Source organism: Paraburkholderia sp. Ac-20336, assembly GCF_017105025.1.
Classification (GTDB): Bacteria; Pseudomonadota; Gammaproteobacteria; order Burkholderiales; family Burkholderiaceae; genus Paraburkholderia.
Genome location: NZ_JAAGPS010000074.1, coordinates 16966 through 36159, shown reverse-complemented (window position 1 = coordinate 36159; position 19194 = coordinate 16966). Strand labels below are relative to the sequence as shown.

General features: G+C 66.4%; 16 protein-coding genes. 6 read left to right on the top strand and 10 right to left on the bottom strand.

The genetic code is table 11. The features are described from left to right. The 6 genes from aruF to hisQ all read right to left on the bottom strand — a co-directional run. On the bottom strand, positions 1–958 hold a 958-nt coding region (gene aruF / locus GXB81_RS20270; protein WP_205990175.1), incomplete at its 3' end, for an arginine/ornithine succinyltransferase subunit alpha. Between the two features lie 109 nt (positions 959–1067). After that, positions 1068–2300 (bottom strand): aspartate aminotransferase family protein, encoded by a 1233-nt coding sequence (locus tag GXB81_RS20265; RefSeq protein ID WP_205990174.1) that lies wholly within the window; start codon positions 2298–2300, stop codon positions 1068–1070. A 149-nt stretch (positions 2301–2449) separates the two neighbouring features. Continuing rightward, positions 2450–3496: a GlxA family transcriptional regulator gene (locus GXB81_RS20260; RefSeq protein WP_205990173.1), complete on the bottom strand. Its 1047-nt coding sequence runs from the start codon at positions 3494–3496 to the stop codon at positions 2450–2452. 28 nt (positions 3497–3524) lie between these two features. Next, positions 3525–4316 carry an ABC transporter ATP-binding protein gene (locus tag GXB81_RS20255; protein ID WP_205990172.1) on the bottom strand — a complete coding sequence of 264 codons (792 nt, stop codon included), beginning with the start codon at positions 4314–4316 and terminating at the stop codon, positions 3525–3527. 91 nt (positions 4317–4407) lie between these two features. Continuing rightward, positions 4408–5121: an ABC transporter permease gene (locus tag GXB81_RS20250; RefSeq protein WP_167040295.1), complete on the bottom strand. Its 714-nt coding sequence runs from the start codon at positions 5119–5121 to the stop codon at positions 4408–4410. Positions 5122–5126: 5 nt separating this feature from the next. Further along, positions 5127–5816, bottom strand: a complete 690-nt coding sequence (gene hisQ / locus GXB81_RS20245; RefSeq protein WP_205990171.1) for a histidine ABC transporter permease HisQ — start codon at positions 5814–5816, stop codon at positions 5127–5129. A gap of 459 nt (positions 5817–6275) precedes the next feature. Between hisQ and GXB81_RS20240 the strand changes: the two genes are divergently transcribed. Beyond that, positions 6276–6614, top strand: a complete 339-nt coding sequence (locus tag GXB81_RS20240; RefSeq protein WP_167284600.1) for a helix-turn-helix transcriptional regulator — start codon at positions 6276–6278, stop codon at positions 6612–6614. After that, the gene (locus GXB81_RS20235; RefSeq protein WP_205990170.1) at positions 6604–7884 is read left to right on the top strand and encodes a HipA domain-containing protein; all 1281 of its coding nucleotides are present in this window, start codon (positions 6604–6606) and stop codon (positions 7882–7884) included. The genes GXB81_RS20240 and GXB81_RS20235 overlap by 11 nt, the downstream gene beginning before the upstream one ends. A gap of 25 nt (positions 7885–7909) precedes the next feature. Here the strand turns inward: GXB81_RS20235 and GXB81_RS20230 are convergent, their stop codons facing one another. The 3 genes from GXB81_RS20230 to GXB81_RS20220 form a co-directional block, all read right to left on the bottom strand. Then, a complete protein-coding gene (locus GXB81_RS20230; protein ID WP_167040305.1) occupies positions 7910–8863 on the bottom strand; it encodes a patatin-like phospholipase family protein in 954 nt (317 codons plus the stop codon). A gap of 37 nt (positions 8864–8900) precedes the next feature. Further along, on the bottom strand, positions 8901–9452 hold the full coding sequence (locus GXB81_RS20225; RefSeq protein ID WP_167040307.1) for a hypothetical protein: 552 nt from the start codon (positions 9450–9452) through the stop codon (positions 8901–8903). Between the two features lie 616 nt (positions 9453–10068). Next, complete coding sequence (locus GXB81_RS20220) at positions 10069–11670, bottom strand: rhodanese homology domain-containing protein (protein WP_205990169.1); 1602 nt, start codon at positions 11668–11670, stop codon at positions 10069–10071. Positions 11671–12143: 473 nt separating this feature from the next. Here GXB81_RS20220 and GXB81_RS20215 point away from each other — a divergent pair, with 473 nt between their 5' ends. Continuing rightward, entirely contained in the window at positions 12144–13139 is a 996-nt protein-coding gene (locus tag GXB81_RS20215) for an LLM class flavin-dependent oxidoreductase (RefSeq protein ID WP_205990168.1), read from the top strand. 151 nt (positions 13140–13290) lie between these two features. On the opposite strand, the gene GXB81_RS20210 is transcribed toward GXB81_RS20215, so the two are convergent. Further along, positions 13291–14409 (bottom strand): alpha/beta hydrolase, encoded by a 1119-nt coding sequence (locus GXB81_RS20210; RefSeq protein WP_205990167.1) that lies wholly within the window; start codon positions 14407–14409, stop codon positions 13291–13293. Between the two features lie 625 nt (positions 14410–15034). Between GXB81_RS20210 and glgC the strand changes: the two genes are divergently transcribed. From glgC to pdxY, 3 genes are all read left to right on the top strand, one after another. After that, on the top strand, positions 15035–16300 hold the full coding sequence (gene glgC, locus GXB81_RS20205) for a glucose-1-phosphate adenylyltransferase (RefSeq protein WP_167040315.1): 1266 nt from the start codon (positions 15035–15037) through the stop codon (positions 16298–16300). 84 nt (positions 16301–16384) lie between these two features. After that, positions 16385–17845, top strand: coding sequence for a glycogen synthase GlgA (glgA, locus tag GXB81_RS20200; protein WP_167040316.1), 1461 nt, complete (start codon positions 16385–16387; stop codon positions 17843–17845). A gap of 326 nt (positions 17846–18171) precedes the next feature. Next, positions 18172–19038, top strand: coding sequence for a pyridoxal kinase PdxY (gene pdxY, locus GXB81_RS20195; RefSeq protein WP_167040317.1), 867 nt, complete (start codon positions 18172–18174; stop codon positions 19036–19038). Positions 19039–19194: the final 156 nt, after the last annotated feature.

Sequence of the window (19194 nt, the reverse complement as noted above, 5' to 3'; positions counted from 1 at the left end):
CCTGCGACAAGGCGGCGCCCGACGCCTTGCCCGGCGCGAGTTCGCCGAGCACGCAGCGGAACGCGCCGTCGGCGCCGTTGTGCGCGATCAGGTACGTTTCGCCGCGCGGCGCGGGCGCCTCGCGCACGACGCGCGTTTCGTTGTGCTTCACGCTGACACTGCGATCGACCTGCGCGGTCAGGACCGGACCCGCGTCGAAAATGTCGACGTAGCGATCGGTCTCGAAGCCTTCCTCGAGATGAATCTCGTAGGCGAGCAGCGCGTTCGCATCGGGCTCGCCGAGCACGCGCTGCGCCGCTTCGGGCAACAGCGGCACATAGATCGGATAGGTCGGCATCACTTCGGCAATGAACGTGCGGCTGCGGCCGCCCGATTCGATTTCGATGTCGGCGAAATCGCGGCCGAAGAACTTGCGCCCCACCGCTTCCCAGAACGGCGACACGCCGTTCTCGTCGGTGACGCCGAGCAGCAGCGAGAACACCTCGGGCGTGAAGCGCTTGCGATTCGCGGCGATGTACATCATGCGCGCACGCGACATCAGCTGCGCGGCGGCATCGCCGCGCAGCGACGGGTCGATGTAGTAGCCCGCGAGCCGGCTCTTGCCGGTCAGCTCGTGCGACATCGTCAGCGCGTGAATCTTGCGGTTCACGTGCAGTTCGCGCGACGCATGAATCAGCGCGTCGTTGCGAAACGCGTAGAACGGGTCCGCATAACCGGCCGCCGCGACGATGCTCGCGGTGCCCATGAGCTTGCCGCTCGCCGGGTCTTCGAGCACGAACAGATAGAACTCCTCGCCCGGAAAATCGACTTCCGCGCGAAACGAGTCTTCCGACAGCGCGACGCGCGCTTCGAGCGCGCGCCGGTCGTGCGGCAGCGAATGCAGCACCGGCTGCGCGGTGCGCGCCATATGTTCGAGCGCATCGAGATCGGCGAGGCGGCCTGGACGTACGAATAGCATCATCGTTCCTGTTGAATGTGACGCATGATCCGCTGCGGGTGCATGTGCATGTGCGTGTGCGTGTGCGTGTCCGAGAGCGTGTCGTTATGCATGAACGCGTGGCCGTGGATCAGTGCGAGGCGGCCTGGGCCGTGCCGACAAGTTCGCCGAACGCCTTCTCGAGACGCGCGAAGCCTTCGGCCATGTCGTCGAGCGGCATGATCAGCGACGGCACGAAGCGCAGCACGTCCGGCCCCGCCATCAGCATGATGACGCCATGCTGGCCGGCCGCGGTGACGAAATCCTTCGCGCGCCCCCTGTACGTGTCGTTCAGTTCGGCGCCGATCAGCAGCCCCTTGCCGCGCACTTCGGTGAAGAGCCCGAAGCGCTCGTTGAGCTTCGCGAGGTGGCCCTTCAGCGTCGCGCCGCGCGAGCGCACGCCTTCGAGCAGCTTCGGGTCGCTGACGAGCTCGACCACTTTTTCCGCGATCGCCGAGCCGAGCGGATTGCCGCCGTAAGTCGTGCCATGCACGCCGACCTTGAAATGCGCGGCGAGCTCCTGGGTGGTCAGCATCGCGCCGATCAGGAAGCCGTTGCCGAGCGCCTTCGCGGTGGTCAGGATATCCGGCGTCACGCCCGTGTCCTGGTACGCATAGAAGTAGCCGCTACGGCCCACGCCGGTTTGCACTTCGTCGAAAATCAGCAGCGCGTTGTGCTGGTCGCATGCTTCGCGCAGTACCTTGAGGAACGCCGGGTCGGCCGGGATCACGCCGCCTTCGCCCTGGATCGGCTCGACGATCACCGCACAGGTCTGTGCGCCGATTGCCTTCTTCGCCGCCTCGATGTCGTTGTACGGCAGATGCGTAATGCCGGCCGGCACCGGGCCGAAGCCTTCCGAGTACTTCGGCTGGCCGCCGACACTGACCGTGAACAGCGTGCGGCCATGGAACGACTGCGCAAACGAGATGATTTCGGCTTTCTGCGCGCCGTGGCGGTCGAACGCGACGCGGCGCGCGAGCTTGAGCGCCGCCTCGTTCGCCTCGGCGCCCGAGTTGGCGAAAAACGCGCGGTCGGCGAAGGTCAGGTTTTCGAGGCGCTTCGCAAGGCGCAGCACCGGCTCGTTCGTGTAGCCATTGCCGATGTGCCAGAGCTTGCCGCCCTGCTCGTGCAGCACCTTCAGCAGCTCGGGATGCGCATGACCGAGCGCGGTCACGGCGATGCCGCCGGCGAAGTCGATATAGTCGCGGCCTTGCGTGTCCCAGACGCGCGAGCCGAGACCGCGATCCGGTACGAAGGCGGCGGGGGAAAACACCGGCACCATGACTTCGTCGAAGGTCTGTCGTGTCACAGTCAGGTCGTTCATGGCAAATCCTCTCACGGGTAACGGGTAATACAGCTAGTGTAGGAAACCACGCGCGATACGTCTTGCGCATACGCGACGCTTTCCATGCGGTTCCACGCGCGGCGGCCGCTGCCGGGAATCTGCCTCGCCGCCGCCGCGGCCGGCCGCGCTCAATCCACCTCGGGCCGCTCGATCATCGCGGCCGGCCGCGGCTCGCTGCCCGCGCCGCCGTGCGCGCCGGTCTGCCGGTCGATCCAGTTGCGGCGATCCTCTCGCGGCGTGACGCCGAAACGCTCGCGATACGCATTCGAAAAATGCGCCGCCGACGCAAACCCGCACGCGAGGCTGATCTGCACGACCGATTTGCTGGTGCGCTGCAATTGCGTGCGCGCCTTCGACAGCCGCAGCCCCAGATAGTATTTGGACGGCATCGCGCCGAGATACTGGCGAAACAGCCGCTCCAGTTGCCGCCGCGAGACGCCGACGAGGCCGGCGATTTCATCGGTCGTGAGCGGGTCCTCGATGTTCGCCTCCATCAGCAGCAACGCGTCGTTCAGGCGCGGATGGCGCTCGCCCGGCGCGGTCACGAACGGAATGCGCTGACGCACCTCGCCGTTGCGCAACACTCCGACGCCGAGCGTATCGGCAATGCGTTCCGCGAGTTCGGGACCATGCTCGCGGCCGATCATCGCGAGCATGAAATCGACGCTCGCCTGGCCGCCCGCGCAGGTCGCGCGATCGCGGTCGATCTCGAAGATCTGCTGCGTGACGATCGAGCGCTCGAATTGTTCGGAGAACTGCTGATAGGTTTCCCAGTTCACGCTGACGCGATAGCCGGACAACTGCCCCGCCATGGCGAGCCACCACACGCCATGATGAATGCCAGTGACGAGCGGCGTGCGCCGGCCGACGCGCGCGAGGCTCGCGAGAAACAGACGATAGTCGGCGAACTGCTGAAAGCGCTCGCTGACGACGATGAGCCAGTCGCACGCGATCGCGTCGCCGAACGCGGCATCGGCGGGCCATTGCGCGCCGCCCGCGAGCGGCACCGCGCGGCCGTCCCACGAACAGACCTGCACGCGGTACAGCGCGCGGCCGTCGATTTCGTTGGCGAGATTGAGCGCGTCGACAATAGGCCCGACGCCCGACATCGACACGGGCGGCAATGCGACGATCGCGACCTGCGTCGTGCGAGCCGGGCTGGACGGGCGGGCCATCGGTTACCGCTGCAAAGCGCGCGGCACGTTACTTCAGGCTGCCGGAGAGGAACTGCCTGAGGCGCTCGCTGCACGGCGCGCTCAGCACCTCGGCGGGATCGCCCTCTTCCTCGGTGCGGCCCTGGTGCAGAAACATCACATGGTTCGAGACGTTGCGCGCGAAGCCCATTTCGTGCGTGACGACGATCATCGTGCGGCCTTCCTCGGCGAGCTTCTGCATGACCTTCAGCACTTCGCCGACGAGTTCGGGGTCGAGCGCGGAAGTCGGCTCGTCGAACAGCATCACGTCCGGGTCCATCGCGAGCGCGCGCGCAATCGCAACGCGCTGCTGCTGGCCGCCCGACAGATGCGACGGGTACTGCTTCTCGACGCGTGGCGCAAGCCCGACCTTCTCGAGATATTCGCGCGCCCGCTCCTCGGCGTCCTTGCGCTTCAGACCGAGCACATGAATCGGCGCTTCGATCACGTTCTCGAGCACGTTCATGTGCGCCCACAGGTTGAAGTGCTGGAACACCATCGCGAGCTTCGTGCGGATGCGCTGCAACTGCCTGTGATCGGCGACTTCGAGATTGCCGGTGCGATCGGTCTTCGTCTTCACCGCTTCGCCGTCGACGATGATCTGCCCGGCGTTCGGCCGCTCCAGAAAGTTGATGCAACGCAGGAAGGTGCTCTTGCCCGAACCGCTCGCGCCGATGATGCTGATTACGTCGCCCTTGTTCGCGTTGAGCGAGACGCCCTTGAGCACTTCGTTGTCGCCGTAGCGCTTGTGGATGTCCTGCGCGGCGAGCTTGCAAGCTTCGGTTTGGGTGGTATGGAGCAAGATGCTCTCCCAGTGAAAATACGGATCAGTCTGGTGCGAACGCCGCCTTGCCGAAGCGCGCGGCGCCCGATGCGATAGCGTCAACGCGCGCTCAATGCGTACGCACCGCGAGATACGCAAGCCAGCGCCGCTCGGCGCGCCGGAACAGCGCCACCAGCGCGAACGACACGACGAGATAAATCAGCGCCGCGAGCCCGAATGCGTTGAACGACTGGTAGGTCGCCGAGTTCGCGTCGCGCGCGACCTTCAGGAGGTCGGGCACCGTGGCCGTGAACGCGACCGTGGTCGCGTGCAGCATCAGGATCACCTCGTTACTGTACAACGGCAGGGCCCGGCGCAGCGCGGACGGTATCACAATGCGCCGGTACATCGTGAACCCGCTCATGCCGTAGGCGCGCGCCGCCTCCACTTCGCCGTGCGAGGTCGAGCGGATCGCGCCGGCGAAAATCTCGGTCGTGTACGCACAGGTGTTCAGTGCGAACGCGAGGATCGCGCAGTGAAAGCCGCTGCGAAAGAACGCGTCGAGCAGACTGTGCGCGCGCACGAACGCGAGACTGTACACGCCGGTGTAGATCAACAGCAGTTGCACGTAGAGCGGCGTGCCGCGAAACACGTAGGTGTAGAGACGCACCGGCGTCGAGAGCCAGCGCTTCTTCGAGACGCGCGCGACCGCGAGCGGCACCGCGCACACGAAACCGATCGCGATCGACGCGACCAGCAGCCACAGCGTGACCGCGAGACCCGAGATGCGCTGGCCGTCCCAGAACAGGTACGCCTGCCAGAATTGCGTGAGGATGTCAAGCATGGCGTTCAAAGCTCCGCGTGCCGCACGCCGGTCGAATAGCGGCGGTTCAGCCAGATCAGTACGAGGTTCGAGACCGTGGTGATCGCCAGATAGATCAGCGCGGCGACGAGGATGAAGAAGAACATGTTGAAGGTGCTCTTGCCCGCGTCCTGCGCGGCCTTGACGACGTCGGCAAGACCGATGATCGACACGAGCGCGGTGGCCTTCACGAGCACCTGCCAGTTGTTGCCGATGCCGGGCAGCGCGAAGCGCATCATCTGCGGGAACAGGATGCGCGTGAACACGCGCACGCCGCTCATGCCGTACGCGCTGCCCGCTTCGAGCTGGCCGCGCGGCACCGCGAGAAACGCGCCGCGAAAAGTCTCGGTGAAGTACGCGCCGTAGATGAAGCCGAGCGTCAGCACGCCGGCCACGAACGGATCGATGTCGAACTGCGGCAGATCGAGCACGTCGGTGACGTCGGTGACGGCCATCTGGATGCTGTAGAACAGCAGCAGCATCAGCACGAGGTCGGGCACCGAGCGGATCAGCGTCGTGTAGCCGGTCGCGATGGCCCGCAAGGGCCGGTTGAACGAAAGTTTCGCCGCCGCGCCCGCGAGACCGAGCAGCACGGCGGCCGCCAGCGACAGAACGGACAGCTCGATCGTCTGGAGCGTGCCGGCGAGCAGCACGGGACCAAAGCCGTATAGGAACACGCGTGTCTCCATCGAGGTTTTGTTGAATTGGCACGGCTCGCGGCGGCTTCGTGGCCTGCGCATTACTCCGGCATGGCGCGCAGTCTCGCAAGCGAAAATCAATTTCTCAAACAGAGGGCCGGCGTCCTGCTGCGTCGCAGCATTGCACGAATCGGCGCCTCGCACCGCCCGGGGCGTCCGGTTTTACAAGGGATGGGGTTTTGTCAGGCGCGGCGCATGCGTTGAGCCGTGCTGCGATTTCGCAAGTTTGGGGTCGCTTTTTCGATAGCCCGCGCGAGGGTCGCCACCTCGCCCATTCCAGGCGATACCGGCAGAGATGACCCATATATGAGCCATAAAGGGCCTTTGCGACTCATATACGAGTCATTTATTGTTTTTTCTCGGATAAGAACCCATAATGGCTCACAGATGAGTCACGAAAGCCCTTTACGACTCATATATGAACCACTCCACGTTTTCATGTCCACTCCCGCCACCCGTGCCGCCTCGCGTTACAGCCTCGACGCCGCGCGTCTGCTCGGCCAGCTGATCCGCCGCGCGCGGCTCGAGCGCAAGATCACCGCGGCGCAACTGGCCGAGCGCGCCGGGCTGTCGCGCAGCCTCGTCCAACGCATCGAGAAAGGCGACCCGCGCTGCTCGATCGGTGCGGTGTTCGAAGCCGCGGCGGTCGTCGGCGTCCGTCTGTTCGACGCCGATCCGTCGGGTCTCAGCGCCGCTCTGCGCGCCAACGCCGAACTGTTGACGCTGCTGCCACGCGCTGTGCGCGCACCTCGCATCGAAGCCCGAGATGACTTCTGATTCCGCCTACAACGAAGCCTTCGTGTGGACCTGGCTGCCCGGCGCGACCGAGCCGGTGGTGGCCGGGCGCCTCGTCGCGGCCGGCGAGCAGATGCTGTTCAACTACGGCCAGAGCTACCTCGCGCGCGAACATGCGATCCCGCTCTACGATCCCGAGCTGCCGCTGCGGCGCGGCACGCTGCCACTGCTCAACGGCCTGACGATGCCCGGCTGCATCCGCGACGCGGCGCCGGACGCGTGGGGCCGGCGCGTCATCATCAATCGCAAGCTCGGCACGCGTGGCGCGCAGATCGATACCGGCGAGTTCGACGAGATGACCTATCTGCTGGAATCGGGCTCGGACCGCATCGGCGCGCTCGACTTCCAGCTCTCGCCCACCGAATACGTGCCGCGCGAAACCGCCACCGCCTCGCTCAGCGATCTGCAGAACGCGGTGGCGAGCGTCGAGCGCGGCGTGAAGCTGAGCCCCGATCTCGAGCGCGCCCTGTTTCACGGCAGCTCGATCGGCGGCGCGCGGCCGAAGGCGATGATCACGACGCCCGAGCGCAAGTTCATCGCGAAGTTTTCCTCGCAGGGCGATGTGTACAGCGTCGTGAAGGCCGAATACATCGCGATGCGCCTCGCGGCCGCGGCCGGCATCGACGCCGCGCCGGTCACGCTCGAACACGTCGGCGGTAAGGACGTGCTGCTCATCGAGCGCTTCGACCGTGCGCTCGGCGAGCACGGCTGGCAGCGCCGCGCCATGGTGTCGGCGCTCACGCTGTTCGAACTCGACGAAATGATGGCGCGCTATGCGAGCTACGAGGAATTCGCGACGCTGATCCGTCATCGCTTCACGAATCCGGCCGCGACGCTCAGACAGCTCTTCGCGCGCCTCGTCTTCAACGTGCTGTGCGGCAATACCGACGATCACGCGCGCAATCACGCCGCCTACTGGACCGGCCGCGAGCTGACACTCACGCCGGCCTACGACATCTGCCCGCAGGCGCGCGCGGGCAACGAAGCGACCCAGGCGATGCTGATCGTCGGCGACGACCGTTTCAGCCGCATCGACACCTGCCTGAAGGCCGCGCCGCTCTTCCTGCTCGCGCACGACGAAGCCGTGGCGCTCGTGCGCCGACACATCGAAGTGATTCTCGAACACTGGGACGCGGTGTGCGCCGACGCACAACTGAGCGAGGTCGAACGCGAATTGATGTGGCGGCGCCAGTTTCTCAATCCGTTCGCTCTCGAAAGCGCGCCGCCCGCGCTCGCGGCGCTGCTGGACTAGACGCGCCGGCCTCGGCGGCTCAAAGTCAGTCGAGCGCGAGCCGCGCGCGGATCGCCGGCAGCATGTATTCGACTGCCGCGCGCCCTTCCTCGATGGCCGGCGCCGCGCGATGGAAATCGAAAATACCCATGCCGCCCAGACGCGGCTGGATCAGGATGTCGGCCGGTTCGCCGGCAAGCCGGCTACGCGTGATCCGCACCTGCATGATGTCGATGCTTTGCGCGATCGAACTGAGCATCGACGGCACATGCGCGCTCGGCTTCGGCGGCACGCGCACATCGCTGGCGACGCTCGTCTCGGCAGGCGCGAGCCAGCGCGGCCAGGGCTTGCCGTTGCGGCGCAGCGAGACGGGCGGCGGCGCATCGGGATCGAGCGCGGGCGTTTCGACCACCGCGCCGCCGAAGTCGCGGCCGTTCAGGATGTCGTTGTTCAGATCGATGGCGATCACGCAGTCCGCGCGCATGCCGCGCGCGACCGACACCGGCACCGGATTGCTCAGGCCGCCGTCGACGAGCCATACGCCGTTGTGCCACACCGGCGCGAAAATCCCCGGAATCGCAATCGATGCGCGTACCGCGTCGATCGTGCTGCCGTCCTGCAACCAGATTTCGCGGCCCGTATCGAGTTCGGTCGCGACCGCCGCGAACGGCATCTGCAACTGCGCGATCGAGCAGCCGTTGAATTTGTCGGCAAAAAGCTGGACCACCTTGCGGCCGCCGAGCAGGCCGCCCGAGATACGCAGATCGAGCAGACGCACCACCGTCTGCCATGTGAGCCGCGAGACCCACTCCTCGAGCCAGTCGAGGTCGCCGTTCGCATAGACGGCGCCGACCAGCGCGCCGATCGACGTGCCGCACACGACGTCGGGCTTGATGCCCGCCTCGTGCAGCGCGCGGATCGCGCCGATATGCGCCCAGCCACGCGCCGCGCCGCCTCCCAACACCAGGCCGATCCGGTTGTATCGACGTCGACGTATCATGCCGCTCCCCGTTCTTTCCGCCCTGCTCTCACGTTGCCTAGCGCCCCCGTACCACGTCCGAGCGCGACGTGGTGTAGACCCGCAGATTGCGGTCGAAGTGAACATTGAAGATGCCCTCTTCGGTCACGCCGCCTTCGCGCCACTTCCAGCTCCACACGGTCTCCGGCTTGAGCGGATACACCGCGATCTCGCCGGGCTTGCCGAGCAGACGGCGCACTTCGTCTTCGCTCATGCCCGCGTGGATCTTCGCAAAGTTCGCGGCGGTCAGCACCTGCGTGATGGCTTGCAGCTTGCCGTCCCGATCGATGTCGACCATGTACGTGTTGAGACCTTGCGGACCACGCGGATATTCGAAGCGCTTCGAGCCGTCGGTGAAGGTGCGCTCGGTTTCGGGCTTGCCCATCTGCGAGCGGATCTGCGCTTCGGTCGTGACGCCCGGCGTCATGTCCTTGAGCAATAGCGCATCGGGCTTGATGGCGTTGAAGAAGTCCTTGAGTTTTTGCACGGCTTGATCGCTCTGCTGTTGGTCGCAGCCGGCCAGCGCGAAGCACGCTGCCAGCCATGCGATACCAAGCGGTTTGAGGCTCACGGGCAATTCCTGTCCGGTTGCGCGCCATCTCAGGCTCAGGCGCGCGAGGCCGGTCTGTAGTGTGTACTACAAGGATAACTGGGCAAGCGGAAAACCGCGAGCGATGCGGGTGCGATGCGTGCGGCGGGATACGGAAGCAGGGACGGAACCGGCGGGCGAAATCAGCGGCAAAGCCGGCCGCGCCCAGCCCGTGAAGAACGAAGAAGCGGGAAGAAACCCACAGGAGCGGCACGCGAGACAACCGCCGGCCGCCTCACTGAAAACCCGCGCCCAGAAGCAAAAAGGCGACGCTGTACAACGCGTCGCCCGTTCGGTCGATAGGGTCAACCGGAAAGTGACGGCGGCCTGAGCCGCCTCGCGCGAAGCACCGCGGACGACGCGCAGCGGTCTGGTTCCGGCGAAGCGATGAGCAACCTTGGCGGCTCACCTCGCGCCATCGCCGGAATGACAAACCGCTGCCTTGTATGGCCGCCCTGGTCCCTCGATAAGCCTTCCAGATGCCGCTAATCTAAACGCATTGGCGGTTTTAGACGAGAGCGCGTTTACACCGAATCGGCAGAGGATTCGCACGGCTTTCGCCGAGGTGCGTCTTGCTCGCGCGCTTGAGCCTTTACACTCAAATCACCCTGAACCCATGCGTGCCGTCGCGTGCAAGTTGCGCAACGAGCCCCTGCTCCCACTCCAGATACGCGCTCATCGCTTCGCGCGCGTTGTCGGTGCCTTCATAGGGACGCTGATAACGGTCGATGCGCGGCGACGCCATGCGCGTGCCGCCCGCTTCCACCGGCAAGCCCGCCTCGATCCACGCCGCGGTGCCGCCCGCGAGCACCTGCACCGGACGCTGCGTCAAGGCCGCGAGTTCCGGCGCAACGAAACGCGCGAGCAGGCTGCTGCCGCTGGTCACCACATAGCGCCTCGCGTCGGGCAGCGTGCGCACCGCGTCGGCGAACTGGCTGCGGATCACGAACCACGCGCCCGGAATATGCCGCTGCAGATAGTTCGCGCTGCTCGTGAAATCGAGCACCGCGGTGCCCGGCGCCTGCAGCAACGCAGCGAGATCAGCCGGCGCGATTTCGTCGGCCGCGGGCGGCGCCACCGCATAACGCGGGGGCGGCGCCGCGCCCTTCTCGGCGAAGTCGGCGGCCGTCAGCCCATCGACCACGTAGACCTCGACGTTCATCTGCGCAAGCCACGACGCGCTCATGTTCGCGCGCACGCCGTCGCTGTCCGCGAGGATCACGCGCGCGCCGCGCACCGGCGCGAACATGTCGGTTTCCTGCACGAGCTGGCCGCCCGGCGCGCTGCGAAAACCGGGCACGTGGCCGGCCTCGTATTCTTCGGGCGTGCGCACGTCGAAGCGATACACAGTGCGCACCGCCTCGCCGGCCCAGCGGCGCGCCTCGTCACGCGAGGTGCGGCCCACCCGGGCGCGATCGGCGACCGCGCGGGCACCGTCGGCAGTGGCGAGGCGCAGCGCGTTGTCGACGGCGCCTTCGACGCGCCGCGTGCTGCCGTGCGCGAGCGGCTGGCCCGCCAGCGACCAGCCCATCGTGCCGTTGCGCAGCGCCGCGACCGGATTCGGCACGCCGGCATTGATGAGCGACTGCGCACCGATGATGCTGCGCGTGCGCCCCGCGCAATTGACGACGATCCGCGTGGCCGGGTTCGGCGCGAGCTGCCGCGCGCGCAACACGAGTTCCGCGCCCGGCACGCTGATGCTGCCGGGAATGTTCATCGCCTGAAATTCGTCGAAACGGCGCGCGTCGAGCACGACGACGTCGGCCTCGCGATCGAGCAGCGCCTGCACTTCGTGAGCGGACAGCGACGGCGTATGACGCACGCTGTCCACGAGTTCGCCGAACGCCTTGCTCGGCACGTTGACGTCCCTGAACAGTTCGCCGCCCGCTTCGCACCAGCCTTGCAGACCGCCTTCGAGCAGGGCGACGCCGGTATAGCCGAGTTCGGCGAGACGCTCGGCCGCGCGCCTCGCGAGCCCCTCGCCCGCATCGAACACGACGACCGGCACCGCGAGACGCGGCAGACGCAGCGGTGCGTCGAGTTCGAGCCGCGAGAGCGGCAGATTGGCGGCAAACAACGGATGACCGCGCGCATGGGCATCTTCCTCACGTACGTCGACGAGCGCGATTTCCTCGCGACCGATCAAGGCGCGGCACACGTCTTCGAATGATCGGGTGCGAAACTCTTTGACGACATTCATGGGATCGGGGACTCCTTCGCAACATGGCAGATATCCGGCAACGCGCGATACGCCGCATCGGCTCACATCACGTCACCGCACCGACAGTTCCACCGTACACTCGAATGCCGCCCGGCGCACGGTCGCGCCGCGTCATTCGATCGAACGTCCTGATGCTCGTATGGCGCGTACCAGAAGTACGCTCGCGGGCTCGTACGTGCATGGACTCATGCGGCCACTCATGCAAGCACTCATGCAGCCGACTCCTGCACTCGCGCATGCCTCGGCACATGACAGCGGCGCAATTTCCGCGCCACGCAAGCCGCCACCCTGCAAGCACGGCGACACCTCGGCAACACTGTATCGCCCTCTCAGCGACACCCCGACAAACCCTTCGGCCGACGTGGGCATCCGCGCGCCGTCTGCAGAAAAATGCGGGCTTTGCCACAATGCCGCATCGCGCGAAAGCGCCGCAAACCGTCAATCAACAGACAATGATCCCCTTCTCGGTCCTCGATCTCTCGCCGGTCACCGCGGGCGCCACGCCGGCGGACGCGTTCAGGAACACGCTCGAACTCGCCCAGCACGCGGAAAAACTGAATTACCGGCGCTTCTGGCTCGCCGAGCATCACAACATGCCCGGCATCGCGAGCGCCGCCACCTCGGTCGTGATCGGCCACGTGGCCGGCGGCACGAAGACGATTCGCGTCGGCTCGGGCGGCATCATGCTGCCGAACCACGCGCCGCTCGTGATCGCGGAACAGTTCGGCACGCTCGCCTCGCTCTATCCCGACCGTATCGATCTCGGCCTCGGCCGCGCGCCCGGCACCGATCAGACCACGGCCCGCGCGCTGCGCCGCGATCTGCAGACTAGCGCCGATTCGTTTCCCGATGATGTCGTCGAGTTGCAGCGCTATTTCGCCGATCCGGTGGCGAGCCAGCGCATACGCGCGGTGCCCGGCGCGGGCCTCAACGTACCGCTGTGGCTGCTCGGCTCGTCGCTCTACAGCGCGCAACTGGCGGCGGCGCTCGGCCTGCCGTTCGCCTTCGCGTCGCACTTCGCGCCCGATTACATGATGACCGCGCTACAGATGTATCGCGCGCAGTTCCGGCCGTCCGCGACGCTCGACAAGCCGTATGCGATGGTCGGCGTCAACCTGTTCGCGGCCGATACCAACGAGGAAGCCGCGCGTCTTTTCACGTCGCTGCAGCAGCAGTTCATCAATTTGCGGCGCGGCACGCCGGGGCTGTTGCAGCCGCCGGTCGAGCGGCTCGCAGCGTCGGAGATGGAGTTGAGCAACGTCGCGCATTCGCTCGCCTGCACGGTGCTCGGCGATCGCGACGCGATCCGCGAAGGTCTGCAATCGATCATCGAGCAGACCGGCGCGAACGAGTTGATGCTGACCGCGCAGATCTACGATCACAAGGCGCGGCTGCGCTCGTTCGAGATCGGCGCGCAGGTGCGCGATGAGTTGATGGCGGTGAGGTAGTCGAAGGACGAACCGGCCTGTGTAGGGGAAAGGCGGTTCGTACCGGGGTGCCGTTCAGTCAGGCAACTGAACGGCACCCTCTTGAGGGAACGGCTTTCTTTACGTTTCGCGGAACCTGCCGGCCCGGTTAGCTGAGCGTGAGGCCGCGCGCTCAGCGATTCGTCGGCACCGCCGCGAGCCCATTGAGCAGCGCCTTATGAAACGCGTCTGGATCCTGCATCTGCGGCGCGTGGCCGGCATCGGCAAACTCGACCAGCGTCGCATGCGGAATCGCCTTCGCGGCCGCCCGGCCAAGCTCAGGGTAATGACCGAGCTTCGCGCGCACCTCGGGCGGCGCGGCGTCTTTGCCGATCGCGGTGGTGTCCTTCTGGCCGATCAGCAGCAACGTCGGCATGCTCAGATCACCAAGCTCATAGACCACCGGCTGCGTGTAAATCATGTCGTACAGCAGTGCGGAATTCCACGCGACGATCTGCTTGCCCGGTCCGCGATACATGCCCGCGAGCATCTGCACCCACGGTTCGTAGTACGCGCGCCATTGGCCCGCGTAATAGGTGCTCTGCTCGTAGCGGCGGATGCCGTCGGCGGTCGTCTTCAGTTCGCGCTGATACCACTGGTCTACCGATAGCGAGGGCACGCCCTTCGCCTTCCAGTCCTCCAGACCAATCGGGTTCACGAGCACCAGTTGCTGCGTTTCACGCGGATACATCAGCGCATAGCGGATCGCGAGCATGCCGCCCGTCGAGTGGCCGGCAATGGTCGCCTCGCGCACGCCGAGAGATTCGAGCAGCGCATGCGTATTGCGCGCGAGCTGCTGGAAGCTGTACTGGTAGTGCTCGGGCTTGCTCGACTTGCAGAAGCCGATCTGGTCCGGCGCGATCACGCGATAGCCGGCATCGGCGAGCCGATGAATCGTCGCGTCCCACGTCGCCGAGCAGAAGTTCTTGCCGTGCAGCAACACGACCGTGCGGCCGTTCGCATGCGCGGGCCTGACGTCCATGTAAGCCATCGAGAGCGGCACGCCCTGCGAGGTGAATTCGAAACGCTGCACCGGCGCGGGATAGTTGAAGCCTTGCAACTCGGGGCCGTAGGCCGGGCCGGAATCGGCGACGGACGCAGCCGCGGCGCTCGCGGCGACCGGGCTCGCCTGACTGACGGCGGCAGCGGCGCTGGCCGGCGTGGAAGCCGCCGCGCTTGAAGCAGCGGACACCGTGAATACCGCGGCACAAACACTCAGCAGGGCAAGCAGGGGTGGGCGGCGAAGACTCATGGGGATTTTTCTGGAAAAACGCAAAGAGTGAACAGACGAGAATCGCGTACGAGGCTCGGGCGCCAGCGCTCGATTCTACGATGCCCCGCTGGAACATGGCGGCAAGCGCGCATGAGCGGCGCAGCCCGCGTCGCACGGCCTGCGTTATACGGCCCGTGTCGCACGACCCGCACCGCACGATCTCGTCACACGATCTCGTCGCGCGATCTCATCCACGCACTCAGCGGCGACGCGCCCGACACACGCCGACACGGATCGACACGGGCCGATACGAGGAGTAACGGACATTGGCACGCATATTGCCGCCCATCCGGCCACGCAGCGTCCCGCACACGGCCTCGCGCTATGTGACGCGCCGCACGGATAGGCGCGCGGCAAGCGCCGATCGTACAAGGATCACGGGAACCACGGCCCGCTCAATTTGCACTACTCGCTCGCCTCGAATCGGTGCTAGAACTAGCTGACGGGCCCGCAAAAAACAACGCGATAAAACCAGGCGACCAGGCCATGCCGGCTGGCCGCACGATTCATCGGCACAGCGATCGGCACAGCGCGGACGGCCAGCTCAGAATCATCCGGGGGAACAGACACATACGGCACATACCAATCCAATCGGGAGACAGACATGAACACTCCGGCACGGCTGAACGACCTACAACGCACCACCCTCGCGATCGTCCTCGCGGGCGGACGCGGCACCCGCCTCGGGCCGCTCACCAACAAGCGCGTCAAGCCCGCGGTGCACTTCGGCGGCAAATACCGGATCATCGACTTCGCGCTGTCCAACTGCCTGAACTCGGGCATTCGCCGCATCGCGGTCGTCACGCAGTACAAGGCGCATTCGCTGCTGCGCCATCTGCAGCGCGGCTGGAGCTTCCTGCGCGGCGAGATGGGCGAGTTCATCGACCTGTGGCCCGCGCAGCAGCGCGTCGAAGGCGCGCACTGGTATCGCGGCACCGCCGACGCGGTGTTCCAGAACCTCGACATCATCCGCTCGATCCGCCCGAAGTACGTGGTCGTGCTGGCGGGCGACCACATCTACAAGATGGACTACACGCGCATGATCGCCGATCACGCGGACAGCGGCTGCGATTGCACGGTCGGCTGCATCGAGGTGCCGCGCATGGACGCGGTCGCGTTCGGCGTGATGGCGGTCGACGAGAACCGCCGCGTGACCGGCTTCGTCGAAAAACCGGCCGACCCGCCCGCGATGCCGGGCCGCCCCGACACCGCGCTCGCCAGCATGGGCATCTACGTGTTCAACGCCGACTACCTGTACACGCTGCTCGAAGAGAACATCGCCTCGATCGACACCGACCACGACTTCGGCAAGGACATCCTGCCGCGCGTCGTCACCGAGGGCATGGCGATCGCGCACCCGTTCAGCATGTCGTGCGTCTCCTCGGACCCGAACGTCGAGCCGTACTGGCGCGATGTCGGCACGATCGACGCATACTGGGCCGCGAACCTCGACCTCGCCTCGACGATCCCGACGCTCGACCTCTACGACCGCAGCTGGCCGATCTGGACGTATCAGGAACAGTTGCCGCCCGCGAAGTTCGTGCGCGACATGAAGGGCTTGCAGGGCTCGGGCAACAACCTGATCGTATGCGGCGGCTGCGTGATCTCGGGCTCGCAGATTTCGCGCTCGGTGCTGTCGTCGAACGTGAAAGTGCATTCGTTCTGTAATATCAATGAGGCAGTCTTGTTGCCGCAGGTCACGGTCGGCCCGAGCTGCCGCCTGCAGAAAGTGGTGATCGACCGCGGCTGCACGATTCCGGAAGGCACGGTGATCGGCGAGGACCCGGCGCGCGACGCCGCGCGCTTCTATCGCACCGACGACGGCGTCGTGCTTGTCACGCAGGAAGCGTTGCTCAAGCGGCCGGCTTAAGCGCCGGGCCGCTTGCGGCCGCGCGATCGCAACCGCACGAGCCCAACCCCGAACAAGCCTCGCAACCCGAAAGAGACCTGGCCTATGACGATTCGCGCCCTGCATGTCGCAAGCGAGTTGTATCCCCTTCTCAAAACGGGCGGTCTCGCCGACGTCGTGGGCGCGCTGCCGTCCGCGCTGATCGAGCGCGGCGCCGACGTGCGGGCGCTACTGCCGGGGTTTCCGGCCGTGCTCGCCGGTTTGCGGGACCTGCAGCCGGTGGCACGGCTCGGGCGCCGCTTCGACACGCCGGAAGCGCTGCTCGAACGCGGCACCCTGCCCGCCAACGGCCTCGCCGTCTACGTGATCCGCGCGGCGACGCTCTACGACCGGCCCGGCAATCCGTATCTGAACGACGAGCACGTGCCCTACGGCGACAACGCCCAGCGTTTCGCGCTGCTCGGCTGGGTCGCCGCGCAGCTCGCGCAACAGCTGGACCCGGCGTGGTCGCCGCAGATCGTCCATGCGCACGACTGGCACGCGGGGCTCGCATCCGCGTATCTGAAGGCGGCCGAGCGCCAGCAAGGCCGCGTGCTCGCGCGCAGCGTGTTTACGATCCACAACCTCGCCTACCAGGGGATTTTCCCCGCGCAGCAGTTCGGCATGCTCGGCCTGCCCGACGATTTCTTCAGCATGCACGGCGTCGAATTCTACGGACAACTGTCGTTCCTGAAGGCGGGCCTCTACTACGGCGACCGCATCACGACCGTCAGCCCGACCTACGCGCGCGAGATCCAGACGCTCGCGCACGGCGGCGGGCTCGATGCGCTGCTGCGTCATCGCGCGCACGATCTGAGCGGCATCCTGAACGGCGTCGATTACACAGTGTGGAATCCCGCCGGCGACGCGCTGCTCGCGACGCACTACAGTGCCTCGCGCCTCGCCGGCAAGCTCGCCTGCAAGGAAGCGCTGCAGAAACGCTTCGGCCTTGCGCAGAAAAGCGACGCGCTGCTGTTCGGCGTCGTGAGCCGCCTGACCGAGCAGAAGGGCCTCGACCTGCTGCTCGAAGCCGTGCCCGAAATCGTCAGACGTGGCGGCCAGCTCGTCGTGTTCGGCACCGGCGACCCGGCGCTCGAGAACGGCCTGAAGCGCGTCGCGCAGACACATCCGGAGTCGGTGGCCGTGGAGCTCGGCTTCGACGAAGCGCTCGCGCATACGATCATCGCGGGCAGCGACGTGGTCGCGGTGCCGTCGCGCTTCGAGCCGTGCGGGCTCACGCAGCTCTACGCGCTCGCCTACGGCTCGCTGCCGCTCGTGCATGGCGTCGGCGGTCTCGCGGACACGGTCGCCGACGCATCGCTCGAAAATCTCGCCGACGATCTCGCGACCGGCTTCGTCTTCGAACGCTTCGAGCCGAAGGGCATCGCCGCGGCAATCCGGCGCGCGTTCGCGCTCTACGAGCGCCGCACCGAATGGAAGGCCGCGCAACGCCGCGCGATGCGCCAGGACTTCGGCTGGGGCGCATCGGCCGAGCGTTATCTGGCCTTGTATCGGGAACTGGTCTGAGGAGAGCGTGGCCCGGCGTGGTGCGGCTCGGTCGGCTTTCGTCAAGCTTGCGGCTTCATGCGCGGATCGGCGCGCGAGTTCTTGCCTGGCCCCATACCCCGCCCCGCGCGCCGGCTCGTTTGATGGTTCGGCGCAACAACACGGGGCCGGATCAACTCGCGTCCGCGAAACTCCTGTATTGTTTGCTGACGATGCAGACCGTGCACTTTTCTTGCACCCTCTGAAGCAGGCAGGCATGTCGCACCACGGCGAGACCATTCGAAGCGCCGGCACGGCGCGCCTTCCCGTTTCCTTGATCGCGCCCGCCCCGTTGCGCGAGCCTCACCATGACCAAAAACGTTTTGAGCATCCAGTCCCATGTCGTGTTCGGTCACGCCGGCAATAGCGCAGCCGTGTTTCCGATGAGCCGGCTCGGCGTCAATGTCTGGCCGCTCAACACCGTGCAGTTCTCGAACCATACGCAGTACGGGCACTGGAGCGGCAGCGCGATCGACGCGTCGCAGATGGAAGAACTCGTCGAGGGCATCGGCGCGATCGGCATGCTGCCGCGCTGCGACGCCGTGCTGTCCGGCTATCTCGGCACGCCGGAGCAGGCCCGCTCGGTGATCGAAATCGTCAAGGCCGTGAAGGCGGCCAATCCGCGCGCGTGGTACTTCTGCGATCCGGTGATGGGCGTGGCAAGCGGCTGCAAGGTCGAGCCCGGCATCCAGGCGTTTCTCGTGAGCGCAATGCCCGAAGTCGCCGACGCGATGGCGCCGAACCATACCGAGTTGCAACGCCTCGTCGGCCGCGAGATCGAGACGCTCGAGGAAGCGGTGAGCGCGTGCCGCGAAGTGATCGCGCGCGGGCCGAAGCTCGTGCTCGTCAAGCATCTGCTCGACCGCAACAGTCCCGCCGACCGCTTCAACATGCTCGTCGTCACGGCGCGCGAAGCCTGGATGGGACAACGTCCGCTCTATCCGTTCGCGCGCCAGCCGGTCGGTGTCGGCGATCTGACCAGCGCGGTGTTCGTCGCGCGCACGCTGCTCGGCGATTCCGTGCGCTCCGCGTTCGAGCACACGCTCGCGGCGGTCAACGCGGTGGTCAAGGCGACGTGGCAGGCCGGCCGCTACGAACTCGAACTCGTGGCGACGCAAAACGAAATCGCCCAGCCGCGCGAGTGGTTCGATGCCTGGGTGGCCGAGACGGCTTGAGCCGGTTGCCGCGGCCATCCGTGGCCGCAGGGCGGCGGTGGTGGGAACGGGAGGCCGCTTGCAATACCGCTTGCAGTGCCGGCTTCCATGCCGCTTGCCATGCCGGCTGAGGCCCCCGGCCACGCCCCGACGGCGGCCGCCCTATAATGCGTGCCG

Excerpts from the sequence above, each read along its gene's own strand:
- GXB81_RS20215 (WP_205990168.1), top strand. The coding sequence starts at position 12,144 with ATGATCCCCTTCTCGGTCCTCGATCTCTCGCCGGTCACCGCGGGCGCC.
- GXB81_RS20210 (WP_205990167.1), bottom strand. The coding sequence starts at position 14,409 with ATGAGTCTTCGCCGCCCACCCCTGCTTGCCCTGCTGAGTGTTTGTGCC.
- GXB81_RS20250 (WP_167040295.1), bottom strand. The coding sequence starts at position 5,121 with ATGCTTGACATCCTCACGCAATTCTGGCAGGCGTACCTGTTCTGGGAC.
- GXB81_RS20235 (WP_205990170.1), top strand. The coding sequence starts at position 6,604 with ATGACTTCTGATTCCGCCTACAACGAAGCCTTCGTGTGGACCTGGCTG.
- glgA (WP_167040316.1), top strand. The coding sequence starts at position 16,385 with ATGACGATTCGCGCCCTGCATGTCGCAAGCGAGTTGTATCCCCTTCTC.
- glgC (WP_167040315.1), top strand. The coding sequence starts at position 15,035 with ATGAACACTCCGGCACGGCTGAACGACCTACAACGCACCACCCTCGCG.
- GXB81_RS20230 (WP_167040305.1), bottom strand. The coding sequence starts at position 8,863 with ATGATACGTCGACGTCGATACAACCGGATCGGCCTGGTGTTGGGAGGC.
- GXB81_RS20260 (WP_205990173.1), bottom strand. The coding sequence starts at position 3,496 with ATGGCCCGCCCGTCCAGCCCGGCTCGCACGACGCAGGTCGCGATCGTC.
- GXB81_RS20240 (WP_167284600.1), top strand. The coding sequence starts at position 6,276 with ATGTCCACTCCCGCCACCCGTGCCGCCTCGCGTTACAGCCTCGACGCC.
- pdxY (WP_167040317.1), top strand. The coding sequence starts at position 18,172 with ATGACCAAAAACGTTTTGAGCATCCAGTCCCATGTCGTGTTCGGTCAC.
- GXB81_RS20265 (WP_205990174.1), bottom strand. The coding sequence starts at position 2,300 with ATGAACGACCTGACTGTGACACGACAGACCTTCGACGAAGTCATGGTG.
- GXB81_RS20220 (WP_205990169.1), bottom strand. The coding sequence starts at position 11,670 with ATGAATGTCGTCAAAGAGTTTCGCACCCGATCATTCGAAGACGTGTGC.